Origin of the sequence: Aeromonas sp. 600886 (genome assembly GCF_049174935.1) — a bacterium.
GTDB classification, from domain to species: Bacteria; Pseudomonadota; Gammaproteobacteria; order Enterobacterales; family Aeromonadaceae; genus Aeromonas; species Aeromonas veronii_A.
The window spans coordinates 28,354-47,119 of record NZ_JAAKUB010000016.1; the positions used below are offsets into that span (position 1 = coordinate 28,354).

Consider the following 18,766-nt stretch of genomic DNA (forward strand, 5'->3'; position numbering starts at 1 on the left):
AGCAAGGAGGAGAAGGTGCGAGCCGTCAGCGACTCGCACTCTTTGAGAGGCATCAGCCGTTGTAGTTGCCGATGCTGGGGCGACGGCTGGGGCCGCTCAGGTGGATATCCACCGGATTGAACGCCTTGATCGCCTCATAGCTGAAATCACCGATCGCCTGATGCAGGGTCTGTGGTGTGTGGTTGGTGATGATGATGACGCTCTTTGACAGGTTGCGACGGCGGCGCAGCAGGTGGCCGAGGAAGCTGGACTGGCTCTCCGCCATTTTGGCGCGGTTGGCCGATACCTCATCGATGATCAGCAGGTCCACCTCTTCCAGCGCGCGGCGGTACTGGTTGCGCTCGTCCTGATCGGGGATCACGTTGAAGAACAGTCGATCGACGATGGAGGCCCACTGCTGGAAGATCACCGATTTCTGGTGACGGGCGATCAGCTCATGCGCTACCGCTCCCGCCAGGGTCGACTTGCCGGTGCCGTAGTCGCCGTAGATCAGCATGCAGCCGCCACCGCTCTTCTCCCAGTGCTCGAAACCGCTGATAAAGTAACGGGCGGTTTCGATGGGGTATTGCAGCGCCGGATCTGTGGCATCCATCTTGTCAAATACCCAGTCGGGGTTGAGGTCGGCTTGGGCGATCAGCTTCTGGATCCGCTCCTGACGGGCCGCCTTCTGCAGCTCGCGCACCTCGGCGTTGGCCTTGGCGTCGTACTCCTTGCGCAGGGTCTCGTAGTCATACTGGCCGCCACCGGTCTCTTGTTGCAGGCGACGAATGCGCTCCAGCAGGCCACCCACATGGCGGCTCAATTCCGGGTCGTGAATGCGGTGATCCTGCTTGGCCTTGGCGATCTTCTGGCGCTTGGCTTCGATCTCTTCCAGCTCCTGGCGCAGGGGATCTTGCGGGTCAGTCATGGAATGCTCCTTCTGCTCGATCAGGGATGGGTAGACAAGGGGTTGATTCTGCCTGCAGGCGGGGGCCGCTATCAATCATTATCCGGCTCCTGCTGCGCTGCGGGTTCTTGCGTCTGCTGTTGGGCCAGTCGCTTGGCCTCTTCAATCATCTGTTGGGCCCGTTTGCTGGGGCCCGACTCTGCCGGGGCCGGCGTCACCTGCTGGTAGCCCTGCACCTCCATCGGTTTGCGACGGGTATAGCGGCGGGTCTTGAGGGCGCGAATGAACTTGAGCATCCATTGATGCTGGGAGTCGAACACCTCGGGGCGCCCCAGCCAGTAGGCGATAAACTCCCCCAGATCTTCTTCGCTATAGCTGGCATCGATCACCCCGCACAGACGGGCGAGGGCGGGCAGCTCCTCGTCCGGTCGCCATTGCAGATGCATCTGGAAGGGGCGCTCCGGCAGCGGGCTGCGCAATTTCTGGGTCAGCAGTGGCAACTGGAACGGGCACTGATGGTAGTGCTCACTCTCGGGCTGAGCCTCGACCTGCAGCAGGCCCGCCTCCATCAGTTCATCGAACAGCTCGGTGAGCTGGCGGGCATTGACCTGAAACGAAAAGCCGCAGGGATCTCCCGGATCGGCTACTGCCAGTGCCCGACCCAGCTCGGGATAGTTGAGCCGGGCCGCCTGATTTTCCAGCACCAGTCGGCGCAGCTGCAGGGTATAGAGGCTGCGAGCCGGATGGGACAATCTGGGGTGGGCAAGGGCACTGTATTCGGCTGGGGTCATGGTCTTCTTCACGAGCTGGAGTGGGGGGCATTATCCCCTATGGTGCTCTCCTGCACAATTCGTCACACTGCAAGTGAGTGCCCTGCATGGTCGGGTGGTGAAAATTGAGCGTACCGCGGAGCGTTGAGCAGGGAGAGCGGGATTGTGTCGATAATCCAGCAGCTTGCACTATTTTGGTATGCAGATTAGCCAATCCGGCTATTTGTGACGCAAGGCACGCGGCATTTCTGCTGATTTAGACTAGTCTTATTACTTAAATAAACAATTGACTCATAAGGTTTTTGTCAACATGCCAAAACCCGGACTGCGGATCCTGGTGGTGGAAGACGAAGCAGTTTTTCGCCATTCGTTAGTGAGTTACCTCGCGCGGGACGGGGCAACGGTGTTTCAGGCTGAGGATGGAATTGAAGGGTTGTCAGCTGCAGCGATTTATCATCCCGACGTGGTACTGTGCGATCTCAATATGCCCAATATGGATGGCCGCGAGGTAATCGCCTGTCTCTCTGCGCGCTATCCCCATATTCCGGTTATCGTCATTTCGGCCCAGAGCTCCATGGAGGCGGTCGCCAGTGCCTTGCGTGCCGGTGCTCGGGACTACCTGCTCAAGCCCCTCGAGAACTTCGCACTGGTCGATCGCAGTATCGACCAGTGCCTGAATGGGAGTTCCACGCGAGCTCAGCAGCTCGAATTGATGGCGCATATGGATTACTTCAGTGCGCATGATCGGGCTGCCAGCCGTTTGCTCGCCGGGCTGAAGCCACCGGGATTGCAGGAGTGGGGCCCCTGGCAGGTCACGTTCAAGGGGCTTGGGCACCTCTTCATTCCCGATACCTTCAAGGTGGAAGACAAGCTGCTGGTGCTGGTGATGGAGATGCCCATCATGGGGACGGATGCAGGATTTTGCGGGGCGCTGGTGCGCTCTCTGATGAACGTGCCCTATCGCCAGTTTCAGCAGAACGAGAGCCGTTTGCTGAGCCAACCGCACCGGTTGCTCGACTACCTAAACCATCAGTTGATGGAGTCCGGGTTGCGCCACGCTTTTGCCATGGCTGCTCTGCTGTTTGATCAGCACGATGGGCTGGTATTTGCCAATGCCGGGCTCACTTCCCCCCACTGGTTGATGCGCTCGGGTGGATTACCGCTTGGTCTGATGCGCAACAGCCACTACGCTCTGCACAAACGCAGCTGGCATGAACCATTCGATCTGCAGTTTCGCAGCGACAGCGGTAGTGCGCTCAATGTGCAGGTGCGTCATCACTGAGGCTGCTTGACTAGAGACCAAAACAGACAAGGCGCCCGATGGGCGCCCTGTCTGTTGTCTACAATCCTGACCGTTTAGACGGTGGCGGAGTGTAGTTTCTTCTCTTGAGCTTGCGGCTCTTTGGCCGGGCCTTCGGCACCGTGCATCCAGTAAACCAGACGATTAGCCATGGTCAGCAGCAACAGGGCGCTCAGCACCGCAGCCAGGGCGATGCCACCGAAGATGGCGATCGGGCCGGCTTCACCAACAATGGAGCCGATAAAGCCCGCAGCATAGTTGGCGATGGCGATAAAGCCCATCCAGGCACCCATCATGAGGGAAGCCAGACGCAGCGGAGCCAGTTTGGTCACCATGGAGAGGCCGATCGGGGAGAGGCAGAGCTCGCCCAGGGTGTGGAACAGGTATGCGCCAACCAGCCAGAACATGGAGGTCTTGACGGTGTTGTCACCACCCTGCTGTAGCACGGCACCCACCATGAACAGGAAGCCGATAGCCAGGAACAGCAGACCCATGGCGAATTTCACCGGAGAGTTCGGTTCTTTCTTGCCGAGCTTGATCCAGATGGCCGCAACGACCGGTGCCAGAGTGATGATGAAGAAGGGGTTCAGGGACTGGAACCAGGCAGTCGGCACTTCGAAGCTGCCGATCATGCGGTCGGTATACTCCTGGGTGTAGAGGTTCATCAGACCACCGGCCTGCTCGAAGCCGGCCCAGAAGATGATGGTGAACAGACCCAGTACCAGAATAACCTTGATGCGATCCACTTCCTGCTTGGTCAGCGGTGCTTTCTGCTCGGTAGTACGCAGGGCGGCTGCGCGCTGGGCGGCAGTGACACGACCGATGTCACCCAGGAAACGTTGGGCCATGGTGGCCTGGATCACCAGAGAGAGCAGCATGCCGATACCGGCGCCGACGAAGGCTGCTTGCCAGCCGTAGGCGGTGGCGGCAGCACCACAGATCACACCTGCCAGCAGGGAACCCAGGTTGATGCCCATGTAGAAGATGGTGAAAGCACCATCACGGCGGTGATCGCCCTCTTCATAGAGGTCACCCACCATGGTGGAGATGTTCGGTTTGAACAGGCCGTTACCCACGATCAGCAACGCGAGGCCCGTGTAGAACATGGTGTTGACCATATCCGGGAACATGGCGTGGGGCAGTGCCAGAGTGAACTGACCTGCGGCCATCAGCACGGCACCGATCAGGATGGCGCGACGTTGACCCAGGAAGGTGTCAGCCAGCCAGCCGCCGATCAGCGGAGTGATATAAACCAGACCGGTATAGATACCGTAGAGTTTGAGGGCATCTGCCTGACTCCAGCCCAGACCGCCGTTGGCAGTCAGGTCGGTCAGATAGAGCACCAGTACGGCACGCATGCCGTAATAGGAGAATCTCTCCCACAGTTCGGTACTAAAGAGCAAAAAAAGCCCTTTAGGGTGACCTAAAAAGGTCCCTTTTGACGGGTTATTCATTGGAACTTCCACCTGTGTCTTATATTTTTTTGAGTTTTTTATGCAAGGGCGAGAAACACGCCTCAACCCTTATAGAACATGCGTGAATAAATTACAACATTATGATTTGCTGAGAGTTTATTTACTCTTGATTGATTTTTTGTTGCGCAAATGAAAAAGGAGCATCATTTGATGCTCCTCGAATACCTCTACAAAAAACAGATTTTTTAGCGATTACAACTGTTTGACGAACTGCTTCAGCCAACCGATGAACTCGCCGTTCAGCTCACGATGGCGTACGGCATATTCCACATTGGCTTTCATATAGCCGAGTTTGCTGCCGCAATCGTGGCTCTTGCCCTTCATGAAGTAGGCGTTGACCTGCTCCTGCTCCATCAGCATGGCGATGGCGTCAGTCAGCTGGATCTCGTCACCGGCACCGGCCGGGGTCTTCTCCAGCAGCGGCCAGATATTGGAGGAGAGGACGTAACGACCCACCACCGCCAGATTGGAGGGTGCTTCGTCACGGGGCGGCTTCTCGACAATGGCCTGCATTGGCAGGGACATCCCCTCGCTCAGGGCCTCGCCCTTGATGTCGGCGATGCCGTACTTGTCCACTTCGCTTTCGGGAACCGCTTCCACCATGATCTGGCTGATCTGGTTCTCTTCGAACATATGCACCATCTCGGCCAGGTTGTCTTTTTTCGGGTCGCTGGCCACTTCATCAATCAGCACATCAGGCAGCAGCACGGCGAAGGGGTTGTCACCGATCAGCGGGCGGGCACAGAGGACCGCGTGGCCCAGCCCTTTGGCCTCCCCTTGGCGGACGTGCATAATGGTGACGTCTTTCGGGCAGATCTGTTGCACCTCTTCCAGCAGCTGACGCTTGACTCGCTTCTCGAGGGTCGCTTCCAGTTCGAAACTCTTGTCGAAGTGGTTTTCGATGGAGTTCTTGCTCGAGTGGGTGACCAGCACGATCTCTTTGATACCGGCGGCGATGGCTTCGCGCACTACGTACTGGATCAGCGGTTTGTCGACCACCGGCAGCATCTCTTTCGGGATGGCCTTGGTGGCTGGCAGCATACGGGTACCCAGACCGGCTACCGGGAGCACGGCCTTGCGAACTGTCAGAGGAGTCTTTTTCATGGAAAACTATCCAGCGGGATTAAAGTGCGGCCATGATACTCCAAGAAAAATGGGGCAGCCACAGGCTACCCCATTCGTATATGCAGAGCTCGGACGTTATTTGACGATGATCATGTCACGGTTGGCTTCCAGCGTGGCAGGGCCAATTCCATTGACATCTGCCAGCTGATCGACCGAGGTGAACTTTCCCTGTTTCTCCCGATAGTCGACGATGGCTTGTGCCTTCTTGTCGCCAATCCCTTTCAGGCTGGTGAGTTCGGCAAGGGTGGCCGTATTGATATTCAGCTTGCCGGCTTCCTTGGCGACCTCGGCTGTGGTTGTTTGCTTCGGCGCTGCTTTATCAGCGGCCAACACAGGTTGGCTGAACAGGGGCAAGCAGGCTAACAGCATGATTGCAGAGAGCTTCTTCATCAGCATTTCCATTCCTCCATGATGTTGGATTTTGCCGAGTAGGCAGTTTGAGAAATAGCGTATCGAACGGGTCTTTTTCACTGCTATTTCTAACAGGTCAAATTCTCATGCCGATGGTGGCGGATTTGCTATAAGCGCTTAGCCATGAATGCCGCCGTATAGCCAACCTTATGATCTGGAATGTATTTCAGATGCATCTTTGATTTGACGAGCAAACTTCTCCGAGATGCTCTGCTCAAACCGTTGTGGAGGTGCCGGATGGAATTATTCTGCGCAACAAAGTGCGGATGGCATGTTTCACTGGTCTTCAAAGAGAGAACCAATAAAAAAGGCTGCTCACCTGGGGTGAGCAGCCTTTGTGATCGGTTTTTTCAGGCGGATGCTGATTAGGCTTGTTCGTCAGCCTGAGCAGCCTGGATACCGGTCAGGGCGATGGTGTAGACGATGTCGTCAACCAGGGCGCCACGGGAGAGGTCGTTGACCGGCTTGCGCATGCCTTGCAGCATCGGGCCGATGGAGACCAGGTCAGCGGAACGCTGTACCGCTTTGTAAGTGGTGTTACCAGTGTTCAGGTCAGGGAAGACGAACACGGTAGCTTTACCAGCAACCGGTGAGTTCGGTGCCTTGGACTTGGCCACGTTCTCCATGATGGCCGCGTCGTACTGCAGCGGGCCGTCGATGATGAGGTCGGGGCGCTTGGCCTTGGCCAGCTCGGTCGCTTCACGCACTTTCTCTACATCGGCACCGGCGCCAGAGGTACCGGTAGAGTAGGAGATCATGGCGACGCGCGGCTCGATACCGAACGCGGCAGCAGAGTCGGCGGACTGGATGGCGATCTCGGCCAGCTGCTCGGCAGTCGGATCCGGGTTGATCGCGCAGTCACCGTAGACCAGCACCTGGTCAGGCAGCAGCATGAAGAAGATGGAGGAGATCAGGGAAGAGCCCGGAGCTGTCTTGATGATCTGCATCGGCGGACGGATGGTGTTAGCAGTGGTGTGCACCGCGCCGGATACCAGGCCGTCAACTTCATTGCGCTCCAGCATCATGGTACCCAGTACCACGTTGTCTTCCAGCTGCTCGCGGGCAACCACTTCGGTCATGCCCTTGTTCTTGCGCAGCTCGACCAGACGCGGCACATAGCGCTCGCGCACAACGGCGGGATCGATGATCTCGACGCGATCGGTCAGTACCACACCCTGCTGTTCGGCAACGCGACGGATCTCTTCCGGGTTACCCAGCAGTACCGGACGGGCAATGCCACGCTCGGCACAGATGGCGGCAGCCTTGATGGTGCGCGGCTCGTCGCCTTCCGGCAGCACGACACGCTTGTTGGCCTGACGGGCCAGCTCGGTCAGCTGATAACGGAACGCCGGCGGGCTCAGGCGACGGGAACGGGTAGAGCTGACGGTCAGCGACTCGATCCAGTGCTTGTCGATGTGGCCAGCGACGTAGTCCTGTACCAGCTCGATACGCTCGCGGTCATCTTCCGGAATATCGACGTTGAAGTTCTGCAGGCTGACGGCGGTCTGCCAGGTGTTGGTACCGGTCATCATGATCGGCAGGCCGGTGGCCATAGCCTGTTGGCACAGCGCCATGACCTGCGGCTCCGGATGATAGTTACCGGTCAGCAGCAGGGCGCCCAGCTTGACGCCGTTCATGGCTGAGAGGCAGGCAGAGACGATGACGTCGGAGCGGTCGCCGGAGGTCACCAGCAGGCTGCCCGGACGGAAGTGCTCGACCATGTTGTGGATGGAGCGGGCGCAGAAGGTCACGGTCTGCAGGCGACGGCTGTCCAGCTCACCCTTGTGCAGGATCTTGGCGGCCAGATGCTTGGCGAGATCCTTGGCGCGCGGGGCGATCAGCTGGGTGTTCCAGGGGATGCAACCCAGAATGCGCAGCGGGCTCTTGCCGAACACTTGCAGTACTTCCAGGTTGTGAGCCGCGTCAGAAGCGTGGTGATGGGCTTCGAACATCTCGGTCAGGTCTGGACGGGTTACACCATGCTCGTCAACCGGCGCGCCAACCTTGTTGATCACGCAGCCAACGATACGGGGGTTGTTGACACCACCGAAGTTGGAGCAGGCCAGTTCGATGCGCTCTTTCAGCTTCTGGCTGGAGTCATGGCCCGGGTGGGTCACGAATACCATGTCAGCGTCCAGCGCCTTGGCCACGTCGTAGTTCAGCTTGTTGGCAAAGGGCTGCTTGTCGGTCGGCACCATACCTTCGACAACCAGCACTTCGGCACCACTGGATTTCACGTGCTCTTCGAAGCGGGCAACGATCTCTTCCAGCAGGATGTCGGTGTTGCTGGAGCTGATCATGTTCTCGGCGTAGGAGAGGGTGAACGGCTCGGGCGGGTTGATGTTGGCAGCAGCGCGGATAACGGCGGTTGAGCGCTCGGCACCGGTTTCACCCGGACGCGGCTGGGCAACCGGTTTGAAGAAGCTGACATTGACACCGTGACGCTCCATGGCGCGAACAACGCCCAGACTCACGGAAGTTACGCCGACACCAGTGCCGACCGGGATAAGCATAATAGTGCGTGCCACTTTATACCCCTTGTTCATTTTTTGGGATCAGGAAAAGGCCGCCCTGTGGGCGGCCTCGAGTTACTGCGTCAATTAAGCGCCGACCAGTTCCAGCGCGTCGTGGGCGATAACCCACTCTTCGTTGGTCGGGATAACCAGGGCCTTGGTAGAACCAGCCTTGGTGATCTCGCCACCCTTGCCGAAACGAGCCTTCAGGTTGGCGTCGTGATCGACGTCAAAGCCCAGCAGACCCAGCTTGTTCAGGGTGATTTCACGGATCGGGGCGGAGTTTTCACCGATACCACCGGTGAAAACAACGGCGTCCAGACGACCGTCCATGGCGGCAGCGTAGGCGCCGATGTACTTGGCCAGGCGATAGCAGTAAACGTCCATAGCACGCTTGGCTTCTTCTTTGCTGTCGTAGTTGTCTTCAACAAAACGGCAGTCGGAGGTCACTTCAGTCAGACCCTGCAGGCCGGACTCTTTGGTCAGCATGGTGTTGATATCGGCCACGCTCATGCCCAGCTTGTCGTGCAGGAAGAAGATGATGGCCGGGTCCAGATCGCCGGAGCGGGTACCCATCACCAGGCCTTCCAGCGGGGTCAGACCCATGGAGGTATCAACGGATTTGCCGTTCTTGATGGCGCAGACGGAACCGCCGTTGCCCAGGTGGCAGTTGATGATGTTCAGCTCTTCAACCGGCTTGTTCAGCTGCTTGGCAGCTTCCAGGCTGATATAGTAGTGGCTGGTGCCGTGAGCGCCGTAGCGACGGATGCCGTTCTCTTTGTAGAGCTTGTACGGCAGGGCGTACAGGAAGGCTTCTTCCGGCATGGTCTGGTGGAACGCGGTATCGAATACGGCCACGTTCTTGTCAGCCAGCGCCGGGAATACGCGGCGAGCTTCACGGATACCGATCAGGTGAGCCGGGTTGTGCAGCGGTGCGTACGGAACGGCGGCTTCGATGCCGGCGATCACGTCGTCACAGATAACGACGGAAGAGGTGAAGCGCTCGCCGCCGTGAACAACACGGTGACCGATGGCGATCAGGTTCTTGGACAGTTCCGGATTGAGCGGCAGGATCTTGTTGACGATGAAGTCCAGCGCTTCCTGGTGAGCGGCACCCGCACCCAGATCGGCACTGCCCTTCTCGCCATTCAGTTTCCACTTGATGCGGGCGTCGTCGAGGTTGAAGCACTCGGCCAGGCCGGACAGCAGGTCATCACCGGTGGTTGCGTCAATGACGGCAAACTTCAGGGAAGAGCTGCCACAGTTAAGAACAAGAACCAGCTTACTCATGAATAAATCCTATCGCAGATTGGGTTGTGTAGGCGGATGCGTTGGACGCGGTGCGGCCAAAAACTTTCAACTTATCCTTATGAGGGTTGGCAATCTGTTGCTTGCCCCTTGTATAGTGATACAAGACCCGAAATCCAGACGTCCCTGACAGGTCAATAGCAAGAAGCTTTTGACGCAAAAATGGGCGTACAAAGGATAACCCGATTGTTGAAAAATAACAAAGTCATCCTCAACCTTTGTTACTTTGCATCAAATTTTGTCGAGGTTTTGCCGTTAGTACGTTCAAAAAGCGCTCGGAGGTAGTATGAGCATGAACATTTTTGGAACTAAGTTACAGCAAGGCCGCCATTATATGACGCTTTGGCCGCGCCGTCCCGAGCTCAATTCGATGTTTCCTGAAAATCGGGTGATCAAGGCGACCGAGTTCGCCCTCAAGGTGATCCCCGCGTTGGCGGTGTTGAGCTTGATGCTGCAGTTCCAGTTTGGCGAGCAGCACTACTGGCCTTCCGTTATCACCTCCGTGCTGTTTCTGCTCAGCTTGCCGCTGCAGGGTTACTACTGGCTCGGCCAGCGTGCCGATACCCGCTTGCCCCCTTCGCTGGCGAGCTGGTATCGGGAGATCAACGGCAAGATGAACGAGCAGGGTGGCCGCCGCCAGTTGGTTTCCCAGCCGCGCTATGAAGAGCTGGCCGATACCCTCAAGGCCGCCTTCCAGCAGCTCGATAAATCCTTTCTCTACGAATAACCCGTTTCAGATGCAAAAAGGCGCCAGTGGCGCCTTTTTTGTTGCGGTTGGTGTGCGGATCAGGCCGCCAGCACCTTGCGGATCTCCTGGATAGAGAGCTTGTACTGACGTGGACACTGACGCCATACAGTCAGCATCCGTTGGTACTTGTCGCGCATGGCGATGTCGCTGGAGAGCTCGTCGCACGGGCACTTGAGCTCGGGGAAGCGCTTGTCCACCTCCAGCAGGAAGCAGACGTAGTCAGCCAGCTCACGCTCCTGGCTGCGGCTGTAGCCGTTGAACTCCAGCCGACTGGCGTTGATCTCGCCCTGATCGGCTGCATCCAGATTGCCCCATGAGATGGCCAGTGCGTGGTGCAGCTCCAGGGTGTCGATCACCTCCTGGCAGGTCGCCAGATCCAGATGGCCGAAGCTCTTCTCCAGCTCAAGGATCTGCAGGCAATAGCCGCGCTCGATGATGGTGCTGGCGCGCTGGTAGACGTCCGCTTTCTCCGGGTTGAGTTTCGCCAGAATTTCGTACTGGTTGCTCAGGATCAAACGCTCAGTGTTGCTCATGTTCATGGGATATCTCGCTGGAAGATGATTCTGGGGTCACGTTAACCCATATATAAAATGAATTTTTTGATCTGGGCGGGGGAGTTGGTGAGAAAAATCCGCTGGCAAGGGGCGGCTGGCCAGACAAAAAAAGGCCTGCATGGCAGGCCTTTCAATAACGCAGGGGAGGATTATCCCTTGAGGAAATCCAGTACCACCTGATGGTGATCGCTGGTTTTGAACTTGTCGAAGTGGTGGGCAATCTTGCCCTCTTCGTCGATCAGGAAGCTCTGACGGTGAATGCCGTCATACTCTTTGCCCATGAACTTCTTCGGGCCCCAGACGCCAAAGGCATCGGCGACGGCGTGGTCTTCATCAGCCAGCAGGGTGAAGTTGAGCTGGTCCCGCTCTTCGAACTTTTTCAGCCGTTTGGCCGGATCCGGGCTGATGCCAAGCACCACCACATTGAGGGCTGCCAACTCGGCGTTCACATCGCGCAGGCTGCAGGCCTGGGTGGTGCAGCCGGGGGTCATCGCCTTGGGGTAGAAATAGACCAGCACCTTCCTGCCGCGCAGGCCAGCGAGGCTGACCTGATTGCCATTCTGGTCGGGCAGGGAGAAATCGGGGGCGGGGCTGCCAGCTTGTAGTGGTTGCATGGGGTCTCCTCGGGTAAAACGCCCTCAGGCGTGTTTGCGATTGACGATAAACTCGAACGATTCGGCACCCAGTTGACGACAGAATTCGGCGAAGGCGGTTTGTGAACCTTCCACTTCACCCTCTCTGGCCAGATTGAGCTGAAAACTGATCTTCAGCAGGTTGAACGGCTGCTGCTCCAGGGTCATGGATTGCATCGCCTGAATGTTCCAGCCATGTTCGCTGAAGAACTGGGTGCACTGGCTTACGATGCCGGGCTCGTCGCGGATCAACAGGTCGGCGCTGGCGCGGACGTCATACTGCAGGGACTGGTGGCGCTCGGTGCGTTTCATCATGGTGATGAGATCCCACTCCTGGCTACGCAGGGGCAGGCTGATTTCGAGTTGCATCATGCTGTTCCAGTCGCCCGAGAGCAGCATGATAAAGGTAAATTCATTGCCGAAGATGCCAAGGCGGCTGTCTACAATGTTGCAACCACAGCCACTGACGTGGCGGGTCACTTCATTGACGATGCCAGGCCTGTCCGTGCCGATGGCCGTTACGACCAGGTAGTGAGTCATAAATCTTCTCTCGTCCGTTATTTCGTTGCGAAAGCCGCGCTGGCAAGCCAACCCTCCGGCCCTGATGACCACTCCCTGAGGGACGCTGCCGACTTTCGTCCATTACTTTTTGTTCCGGATGGTATCACGGCTTGCCCCCTCTCTCCCTTGTTTTTCAAAGGGGTCAGCTTTACCATTACGCCCCTGAAAATCGGGAGAAAAGTCCATGTTACGCGGTAGTATTGTTGCGCTCGTTACCCCCATGCTGGCTTCAGGTGAAGTCGATTGGGCCAGTCTGGCCAAACTGGTCGACTATCATGTCAGCGCCGGGACCTGCGCCATTGTTGCGGTTGGGACCACAGGGGAATCGGTGACCCTGAGCGAGCAGGAGCATATCGCCGTCGTTGAAAAGACCGTTGAGTATGCCGCCGGACGCATTCCCGTCATCGCCGGTTGCGGCTCCAACAATACTGCCCATGCCATTGAATTGACCAAGCGACTGGCCAAAACCGGCGTGGTGGCGGGCCTCTCGGTGACTCCTTACTACAACAAGCCCACTCAGGAAGGTCTCTATCGCCACTATTGTGCGATCGCCGAGGCTAGTGGTCTGCCCCAAATTCTTTATAATGTGCCCGGTCGCACCTGTTGCGATCTCAAACCGGAGACCGTGGCCCGTCTGGCCAAGGTTCCCGGCATTATCGGTTTGAAAGAGGCAACCGGCGATTTGAGCCGCACCCCGCGGCTGCGCGAGCTGTGCGGGCCGGAGTTTGCTCTCTACAGTGGCGACGATGCCACTGGTTGTGATTTTATGCTGCAAGGTGGCGATGGCGTGATTTCGGTCACCACCAACATTGCAGCGGCCCAGATGGCCGACATGTGTCGTGCTGCGCTGGCCGGTGATGCCGGACAGGCGCATGACATCAACAATCTCTTGATGCCGTTGCACAAGACTCTGTTCTGCGAACCGAGCCCCACCCCGGTGAAATGGGCCTGTGCCCAACTGGGGTTGATTGCAACAGCCACCTTGCGCCTGCCGCTGGTTGACCTCACTCCCGAGGGCGAACAGCTGATGGCGCGAGCACTGACCACAGCGGAGTTGATGGCGAGTGTTTAAATCTAATGGAAAGGGAAATAGAGCCCGTCTGGTGCTGAGCGTTGCGACTGTGGCCGTCTTGGCCGGTTGCAGCACCCCCCAGGATCGCAAAATGGCCAACCGCGACTTCGGTTATGAAGATGCCCGCCTCGAGGGCCGCGCGTTCTTGATCCCCGCAGGATTGAGTGCCCCCACCTTCAACAGCCAGTACGATATTCCGCCGCTTCCTGAGAGCAGCCGTGAAGGTGCCCTCGGCGCCCAGGTCGATGTGCGCCCACCCGCTCAGCTGCTGACCGTGGTACCGGGCAGTCAGGTGGTGCAGAGCGCAACCGAACCGACCGTTGCTTTCTATGCCCTCAGCACCAGCCAGAGCGTGGAGCGCGATACCTGGTCGTTCCTGATGAACTTCCTGGCCAAATACAAGGTCACCACCGAGAAGCTGGATCAGCAGGATGGCGTATTGCAGACCGGCTGGTTTGACAACACGGTCGCTCTCGATGGCTGGGGTGAAGATGACGAAGACTTCAAAATCCGTCAGCGTTACCAGTTCACCGTGCGCAACGATGCCCAGCGCCACGCTGTCAATATGTCGGTCCGGGTACTGGATCACGAAGAGACCATCGACGGCGAGACCAGCAACAAGCTGACCCCTGCCGATGCCCAGCGCTATGCCGCGCGAGTGCTGAACCAGTTCTCTCTCTATTACGACAGCCAGCTGAAAGCCCGCGAGCAGCACAAGTCCAACGATGGCATGGGTCTGCAACTGGGTCTGGACAACAACGAACTGAGCGCCTGGATTGCCGAAGGCTCCTTTGATCAGGTGTGGCGTCGCCTCAACCAGGTACTGCCTGCTTACGGTTTCACCATCAAGGATACCCAGCAGTCACTGGGCTGGATCGACGTCGAGTACGAAGAGCCGGGTGCCGAGTTCTGGAAGGCGAAAGGGAGCGAGCCGTTCAAACTGGAGGAGGAGAAATACCGCTTCCAGCTTGGCGAAATGGCGGGAGGCAAGACCTCCATCACCCTGTTCGACAAGGACAAGAAGCCGGTATCGTCCGGGGTTATTTCCCAGATGTATATCAGCCTGTCCGAGGCGTTCGCCAAGGGGCTGGCCGATCAGGCAGCAGCAAAAGCAGAATAAATTCAGGGGCCTTGTGCCCCTGTTTTGTTATCAAAATCCCCCTGAAAACGCGGGGATTCCGAGCGGTTTTCGATGATGCGAGCCCCCTTGCCAGCCCGTTGCAAACAGAGCGCGCAGGTGAGGGACTCGCGATGTTTACCCCCCCACAAACAGGAAGTGTTATTAGCCATGAGTCTTGCAGATCAAGTATTGGCGGTGAATGACGATTTGCCGATCCGTACCGATAAACCTGTCCATTCCGGCAAAGTGCGCAGCGTCTACTGGTTGACCCCCGAAGACAGTGCCCGGCTCATAAAAGAGAAAGGCTATGATGTGCCGGCCGATGCGCCCCTCGCCCTCATGGTGATCAGCGATCGCATCTCGGCCTTCGATTGCATTTGGCAAGGTGAGGATGGCCTGAACGGCGTACCGGGCAAAGGGGCGGCGCTCAACGCCATCTCCAGCCACTGGTTCAAGCTGTTCAAGGAGAAGGGACTGGCCGACAGCCACATTCTGGATATTCCGCACCCTTTCGTCTGGATCGTGCAAAAAGCCCGTCCGGTGATGATCGAGGCGATTGCCCGCCAGTACATCACCGGCTCCATGTGGCGTGCCTACAAGGATGGCGAGCGCGAGTTCTGCGGCATCACCTTGCCGGAAGGGCTGAAAAAGGATCAGAAGCTGCCGGAGATCCTCATCACTCCGTCCACCAAGGGCGTGCTGAAAGGGCTGGATGGCGTGCCGGAAGCCGATGACGTCAACGTCTCCCGTGCCGATATCGAGCGCCATTATAAGGGCTTCAACTTCAGCAAGCCGGCCGACATCGACCGCTACGAAGTGCTGCTCAAAGAGGGCTTCAACGTCATCAGCGACGCGCTGGTCGGGCTGGATCAGATCTTCGTCGATACCAAGTTCGAGTTTGGTTATGTCCACGATGCGGCAGGCAACGAGAAGCTGATCTACATGGACGAAGTGGGCACCCCCGACAGCTCCCGTATCTGGGATGGCGCCGCCCTGCGCGACGGCCAGATCGTCGAGAAGTCTAAAGAGGGTTTCCGTCAGTGGCTGCTCAACCACTTCCCGGATCCGGACATCCTGCTCAACAAGAACCGCATGCCGGAACGTTTTGCCCTGGCCCGCGACAACAAGCTGCCGACCGAAGTGATGATGGATATCTCCAACACCTACGTCGGGATCGCCGAGAAGATTATCGGCCACAAGCTGGCGCGTTCTGCCAATCCCAAGCAGGAGATCATCGAGGTGCTGCGCGATCAGTACGGTCTGATCGACTAAGGGTTGCGCTCTTTTTTTGTCGCCAACAAACAAACGTTTGCTGATGGTGAAGGAGAGAGGCAGATAAACAGACGGGCCCCGCTATGGGGCCCATTTTTATTGCTGGTCTGGCGGCAAGCGAGCGGCGATTAGCCGTTGACCCTGAACACCTGGCCGGTCTGGATGCCCAGCACCGACTTCTTGTAGGCCTGCGCTACCTTGGCGGCGGGTACCGGTACGAAGCCCGGGAAGAAGTCAGCGTATTTGTCCATCGACTCCGCCAGCACGGTGGGGCTCACCACATTGATGCGCAGGCCGCGGGGTAACTCGCAGGCGGCCGCTTTCACAAAGTGATCGATAGCGCCGTTGACTGTGCTGGCGCTCACGCCCCAGTTGATCGGCTCCTCGCTCAGAATACCGCTGATCAAAGTGATGGAGCCCTTGTCAGTCAGATAGGGAATGGCGGCGCGGGTCAGGTTGATCTGGCCCATCAGCTTGCTCTCCAGTCCCACCTGCCACTGTTCGTCGGTCATCTCGGTCAGGCCGTTGAAGGCCACGCTGCCGCTGGCGACAACCAGTGCATCAAACTGGCCCAGCTTGGCGAACAGCGCCTTGATGGAGGCGGGATCGCGCATGTCGACCGTGGCATCGCCACGACTGTGGCCGACCCGGATCACCTGATGATCTTTGGCAAGCAGTTCACTGACTGCGGAACCGACGGTGCCGGAGGCACCCACAATCACAATTTTCATCTGCATCACTCCTGGTTGGAATGTATCGATTCTAGCGCAACAGAAAATGTGAAAAAGCGCGTAAAATAAACCCATTGTTTCCATATTGGAGCTAATGATGGATATCGCCCATCTGGCCAGCTTTTATGAGGTGGTGCTGCGCGGCAGTTTCTCGGCTGCGGCCGATACGCTGGGGGTCAGCAAGGGGATGCTGAGCCGCCACGTCAGCGCGCTGGAGTCCTCCCTCAATGCGCAACTGTTGCAGCGCACCACCCGCCGCCTCAGTCTGACCGAGGCGGGCAAGACCCTCTACCAGCAGGCGGGGGAGATCTTCGCGCTGGTTCGGCAGGCGGAGCAGGATATTCAGGCGCTGACCGAAGAGGATAGCGGAAGACTGCGTTTTACCTGCCCGGTCAGTACCGGCGATCGCATGGTGAGTGAGCTGCTGACCAGTTTTGCCGCGCTCTGCCCGGGGGTGGAGGTGGAGCTCAATTTCACCAACCAGATGGTCGACATGAGCCAGGGGGAGAACGACATCGCCCTGCGCGCCATGAACGAGGTGCCGGACAATCTGGTCGCACTTCCTATTGGCCGACTTAAGGATGTAGTGGTGGCCAGCCCCGCACTTGTAGCGAGAGAGGGGCGTCCAGCCACTCCCTATGAGCTGAGCGGGCGCAGCTGCCTGTTGCAGGGGCACAATCCGGCCTGGGAGCAGTGGCACTTTATCCGTGAAGGGGAAGAGGCCCACATTCTGGTGCAGGGCAAGGTGCGGGCCAACCATTACAGCACAGTGTTGCAACTGGCGCGTGCCGGTATGGGCTATGCCAAGTGCCCGCTGATGCTGGTGGAATCGCTGCTGACGGCAGGGGAGCTGGTGACCGTGCTAGATGAGTGGCAGAGCGGGCTGCATCAGCTTCATGTGCTGCATGCCCAGCAGCGGCGGGTGCCACGCAAGATCCGGCTGTTCAAGCAGGTGCTTGCCCAGTGGTTTGCCGAGCGACCCCACTACCTGCTCTGAGCGGCGTTATTTTTCTGTCATCTTCGGCTGCTACCCTGCGCCCATCATCGGCATCAGGAAGATCAGCGGGAATGAAGAGTAATAGAGGGTTGACCGGTTTTGTGCTGCTCTGTGCAGTGTTGGGGGCTGGCAGTGTGCAGGCCATGGTGGACGTGAAGGTTCCGGAGAATTTCCGCATTCTCGCGGTGAGCAACGGCACCTTGCTGGATGAGCAGCATGCCACCCTGGCGGATGGTGAGCAGCAACTGCTGGTGCGCTTCGAGGGGGTGATCCCCAGCCGCAGCAGCAGCGAGAATGATCGGCAGGTACGCTCCGAGCCGCAGGTGGTGCGCTATCAGGGCAGCAATCAGCATTTGCAGCTGACGGCCAGCGTACCGGGAGACGAGCGGGGGATGCAGGCCTATGCCAAGGCTCCTGTGGTGACGTTGCAGGAGAATGGCCGCGCGCTTGCCATCCAGCAGGACGCACTGGTGACCAGCGGCATGCTGCTTGGGGTGGATTGGAACGGCAAACTGGCTGAATACAACCGCAGCGGCGGCAAGGCGGCGCTGGCGGCTGGCGCCGTTGCTACGCAGCCAACGGCCACGGCCGCTGGTGGGGCTCAACCCGTTGTGGCAGCCAGCGAGCTGGAAGGGCAGTTGCAGCAGCTGTTCCTCCAGGCAGACCCAGCCCTGCGCAAGCGCTTTATCGGTTGGGCCGTGCCACAGCTTTAAGTTTTCTGCCCGTTGCAGTAACGTGGACACTCCTTTTTTCAGGCGCTCTGTTCATCGTACTCAACGAGGTTTTCATGTTTGAATTGCATTCACGCCTGCAGGCAGATACCCGGTGGCTCGGGGATCTGCCCCTCTGCCGTGTCTTGCTGGCAAAAGACAGCCAGTATCCCTGGCTCATCCTGGTACCGCGAGTAGCCAACCTGCGGGAAATTCACCATCTGGCGCCGGAGCAGCAGCAACAGCTGATGCAGGAGTCCTGCGCCGTCGCCGCCCTGATGGAACAGGCCCTCAGCCCGGACAAGATCAACATAGGGGCGCTGGGCAATCTGGTGCCACAGCTGCACATTCACCATGTCGCACGTTTCGCCACCGATGCTGCCTGGCCAGGCCCCATCTGGGGAGCTCATCCGATCGTGCCTTATGAGCCACAGGTGCTGGCGCAGCAGGCCGACAGATGGCGTGCCCGGCTCGCCAAGCTGAGCGGTTTTACCCCTGCGGCTGCTGATAACGGCGTCAACTGAGAGGCGTGTCGCTATTTCAGTCTTCGGGCCGCGCCATCTGTTAGAGTTATGGTATAG

19 protein-coding genes are annotated in these 18,766 nt (G+C 58.3%); 8 read left to right on the forward strand and 11 right to left on the reverse strand.

Annotated features, from left to right (window positions below; genetic code table 11):
- Positions 1–52 precede the first annotated feature (52 nt).
- Positions 53–907 carry a DnaA ATPase domain-containing protein gene (locus G5179_RS13265; RefSeq protein WP_019445022.1) on the reverse strand — a complete coding sequence of 285 codons (855 nt, stop codon included), beginning with the start codon at positions 905–907 and terminating at the stop codon, positions 53–55.
- 71 nt (positions 908–978) lie between these two features.
- Positions 979–1,677 carry a DnaT-like ssDNA-binding domain-containing protein gene (locus G5179_RS13270; RefSeq protein WP_139399048.1) on the reverse strand — a complete coding sequence of 233 codons (699 nt, stop codon included), beginning with the start codon at positions 1,675–1,677 and terminating at the stop codon, positions 979–981.
- A 289-nt stretch (positions 1,678–1,966) separates the two neighbouring features.
- Between G5179_RS13270 and G5179_RS13275 the strand changes: the two genes are divergently transcribed.
- A complete protein-coding gene (locus G5179_RS13275) occupies positions 1,967–2,938 on the forward strand; it encodes a response regulator (RefSeq protein ID WP_421206036.1) in 972 nt (323 codons plus the stop codon).
- Positions 2,939–3,012: 74 nt separating this feature from the next.
- Here the strand turns inward: G5179_RS13275 and G5179_RS13280 are convergent, their stop codons facing one another.
- The 5 genes from G5179_RS13280 to G5179_RS13300 form a co-directional block, all read right to left on the reverse strand.
- On the reverse strand, positions 3,013–4,410 hold the full coding sequence (locus G5179_RS13280) for a peptide MFS transporter (protein WP_227341975.1): 1,398 nt from the start codon (positions 4,408–4,410) through the stop codon (positions 3,013–3,015).
- Positions 4,411–4,623: 213 nt separating this feature from the next.
- Positions 4,624–5,535, reverse strand: a complete 912-nt coding sequence (gene galU / locus G5179_RS13285; protein ID WP_227341976.1) for a UTP--glucose-1-phosphate uridylyltransferase GalU — start codon at positions 5,533–5,535, stop codon at positions 4,624–4,626.
- Between the two features lie 96 nt (positions 5,536–5,631).
- Positions 5,632–5,952 carry a ComEA family DNA-binding protein gene (locus G5179_RS13290; RefSeq protein WP_021231962.1) on the reverse strand — a complete coding sequence of 107 codons (321 nt, stop codon included), beginning with the start codon at positions 5,950–5,952 and terminating at the stop codon, positions 5,632–5,634.
- 380 nt (positions 5,953–6,332) lie between these two features.
- On the reverse strand, positions 6,333–8,513 hold the full coding sequence (gene pta / locus G5179_RS13295) for a phosphate acetyltransferase (RefSeq protein ID WP_005339119.1): 2,181 nt from the start codon (positions 8,511–8,513) through the stop codon (positions 6,333–6,335).
- Positions 8,514–8,567: 54 nt separating this feature from the next.
- Positions 8,568–9,770 carry an acetate kinase gene (locus G5179_RS13300; RefSeq protein WP_040065015.1) on the reverse strand — a complete coding sequence of 401 codons (1,203 nt, stop codon included), beginning with the start codon at positions 9,768–9,770 and terminating at the stop codon, positions 8,568–8,570.
- Between the two features lie 304 nt (positions 9,771–10,074).
- On the opposite strand from G5179_RS13300, the gene yfbV reads away from it, so the two are divergent.
- Entirely contained in the window at positions 10,075–10,515 is a 441-nt protein-coding gene (yfbV, locus tag G5179_RS13305) for a terminus macrodomain insulation protein YfbV (RefSeq protein WP_268843996.1), read from the forward strand.
- A gap of 59 nt (positions 10,516–10,574) precedes the next feature.
- Here the strand turns inward: yfbV and G5179_RS13310 are convergent, their stop codons facing one another.
- The 3 genes from G5179_RS13310 to G5179_RS13320 form a co-directional block, all read right to left on the reverse strand.
- Positions 10,575–11,075 carry a YfbU family protein gene (locus G5179_RS13310; protein WP_019446223.1) on the reverse strand — a complete coding sequence of 167 codons (501 nt, stop codon included), beginning with the start codon at positions 11,073–11,075 and terminating at the stop codon, positions 10,575–10,577.
- A 164-nt stretch (positions 11,076–11,239) separates the two neighbouring features.
- A complete protein-coding gene (gene bcp, locus G5179_RS13315) occupies positions 11,240–11,704 on the reverse strand; it encodes a thioredoxin-dependent thiol peroxidase (protein WP_421244823.1) in 465 nt (154 codons plus the stop codon).
- Positions 11,705–11,728: 24 nt separating this feature from the next.
- Positions 11,729–12,262: a glycine cleavage system protein R gene (locus G5179_RS13320; protein ID WP_005349229.1), complete on the reverse strand. Its 534-nt coding sequence runs from the start codon at positions 12,260–12,262 to the stop codon at positions 11,729–11,731.
- A gap of 205 nt (positions 12,263–12,467) precedes the next feature.
- Here G5179_RS13320 and dapA point away from each other — a divergent pair, with 205 nt between their 5' ends.
- The 3 genes from dapA (at position 12,468) to G5179_RS13335 (ending at position 15,747) form a co-directional block, all read left to right on the forward strand.
- Positions 12,468–13,355: a 4-hydroxy-tetrahydrodipicolinate synthase gene (gene dapA, locus G5179_RS13325; protein WP_227341977.1), complete on the forward strand. Its 888-nt coding sequence runs from the start codon at positions 12,468–12,470 to the stop codon at positions 13,353–13,355.
- The gene (gene bamC / locus G5179_RS13330; RefSeq protein ID WP_005349235.1) at positions 13,348–14,475 is read left to right on the forward strand and encodes an outer membrane protein assembly factor BamC; all 1,128 of its coding nucleotides are present in this window, start codon (positions 13,348–13,350) and stop codon (positions 14,473–14,475) included. The genes dapA and bamC overlap by 8 nt, the downstream gene beginning before the upstream one ends.
- 168 nt (positions 14,476–14,643) lie before the next feature.
- Complete coding sequence (locus tag G5179_RS13335) at positions 14,644–15,747, forward strand: phosphoribosylaminoimidazolesuccinocarboxamide synthase (protein WP_216952911.1); 1,104 nt, start codon at positions 14,644–14,646, stop codon at positions 15,745–15,747.
- A gap of 128 nt (positions 15,748–15,875) precedes the next feature.
- Here the strand turns inward: G5179_RS13335 and G5179_RS13340 are convergent, their stop codons facing one another.
- The gene (locus G5179_RS13340) at positions 15,876–16,478 is read right to left on the reverse strand and encodes a short chain dehydrogenase (protein ID WP_064338734.1); all 603 of its coding nucleotides are present in this window, start codon (positions 16,476–16,478) and stop codon (positions 15,876–15,878) included.
- A gap of 97 nt (positions 16,479–16,575) precedes the next feature.
- On the opposite strand from G5179_RS13340, the gene G5179_RS13345 reads away from it, so the two are divergent.
- The 3 genes from G5179_RS13345 (at position 16,576) to G5179_RS13355 (ending at position 18,709) form a co-directional block, all read left to right on the forward strand.
- Positions 16,576–17,475, forward strand: coding sequence for a LysR family transcriptional regulator (locus G5179_RS13345; protein WP_421258546.1), 900 nt, complete (start codon positions 16,576–16,578; stop codon positions 17,473–17,475).
- Between the two features lie 71 nt (positions 17,476–17,546).
- The gene (locus tag G5179_RS13350; protein WP_421258527.1) at positions 17,547–18,188 is read left to right on the forward strand and encodes a DUF2057 domain-containing protein; all 642 of its coding nucleotides are present in this window, start codon (positions 17,547–17,549) and stop codon (positions 18,186–18,188) included.
- Positions 18,189–18,262: 74 nt separating this feature from the next.
- A complete protein-coding gene (locus G5179_RS13355; RefSeq protein ID WP_227341979.1) occupies positions 18,263–18,709 on the forward strand; it encodes an HIT domain-containing protein in 447 nt (148 codons plus the stop codon).
- The last annotated feature ends 57 nt before the right edge of the window (positions 18,710–18,766 follow it).

Excerpts from the sequence above, each read along its gene's own strand:
- G5179_RS13265 (WP_019445022.1), bottom strand. The coding sequence starts at position 907 with ATGACTGACCCGCAAGATCCCCTGCGCCAGGAGCTGGAAGAGATCGAA.
- G5179_RS13270 (WP_139399048.1), bottom strand. The coding sequence starts at position 1,677 with ATGACCCCAGCCGAATACAGTGCCCTTGCCCACCCCAGATTGTCCCAT.
- G5179_RS13275 (WP_421206036.1), top strand. The coding sequence starts at position 1,967 with ATGCCAAAACCCGGACTGCGGATCCTGGTGGTGGAAGACGAAGCAGTT.
- G5179_RS13280 (WP_227341975.1), bottom strand. The coding sequence starts at position 4,410 with ATGAATAACCCGTCAAAAGGGACCTTTTTAGGTCACCCTAAAGGGCTT.
- galU (WP_227341976.1), bottom strand. The coding sequence starts at position 5,535 with ATGAAAAAGACTCCTCTGACAGTTCGCAAGGCCGTGCTCCCGGTAGCC.
- G5179_RS13290 (WP_021231962.1), bottom strand. The coding sequence starts at position 5,952 with ATGCTGATGAAGAAGCTCTCTGCAATCATGCTGTTAGCCTGCTTGCCC.
- pta (WP_005339119.1), bottom strand. The coding sequence starts at position 8,513 with ATGAACAAGGGGTATAAAGTGGCACGCACTATTATGCTTATCCCGGTC.
- G5179_RS13300 (WP_040065015.1), bottom strand. The coding sequence starts at position 9,770 with ATGAGTAAGCTGGTTCTTGTTCTTAACTGTGGCAGCTCTTCCCTGAAG.
- yfbV (WP_268843996.1), top strand. The coding sequence starts at position 10,075 with ATGAGCATGAACATTTTTGGAACTAAGTTACAGCAAGGCCGCCATTAT.
- G5179_RS13310 (WP_019446223.1), bottom strand. The coding sequence starts at position 11,075 with ATGAACATGAGCAACACTGAGCGTTTGATCCTGAGCAACCAGTACGAA.
- bcp (WP_421244823.1), bottom strand. The coding sequence starts at position 11,704 with ATGCAACCACTACAAGCTGGCAGCCCCGCCCCCGATTTCTCCCTGCCC.
- G5179_RS13320 (WP_005349229.1), bottom strand. The coding sequence starts at position 12,262 with ATGACTCACTACCTGGTCGTAACGGCCATCGGCACGGACAGGCCTGGC.
- dapA (WP_227341977.1), top strand. The coding sequence starts at position 12,468 with ATGTTACGCGGTAGTATTGTTGCGCTCGTTACCCCCATGCTGGCTTCA.
- G5179_RS13335 (WP_216952911.1), top strand. The coding sequence starts at position 14,644 with ATGAGTCTTGCAGATCAAGTATTGGCGGTGAATGACGATTTGCCGATC.
- G5179_RS13340 (WP_064338734.1), bottom strand. The coding sequence starts at position 16,478 with ATGAAAATTGTGATTGTGGGTGCCTCCGGCACCGTCGGTTCCGCAGTC.
- G5179_RS13345 (WP_421258546.1), top strand. The coding sequence starts at position 16,576 with ATGGATATCGCCCATCTGGCCAGCTTTTATGAGGTGGTGCTGCGCGGC.
- G5179_RS13350 (WP_421258527.1), top strand. The coding sequence starts at position 17,547 with ATGAAGAGTAATAGAGGGTTGACCGGTTTTGTGCTGCTCTGTGCAGTG.
- G5179_RS13355 (WP_227341979.1), top strand. The coding sequence starts at position 18,263 with ATGTTTGAATTGCATTCACGCCTGCAGGCAGATACCCGGTGGCTCGGG.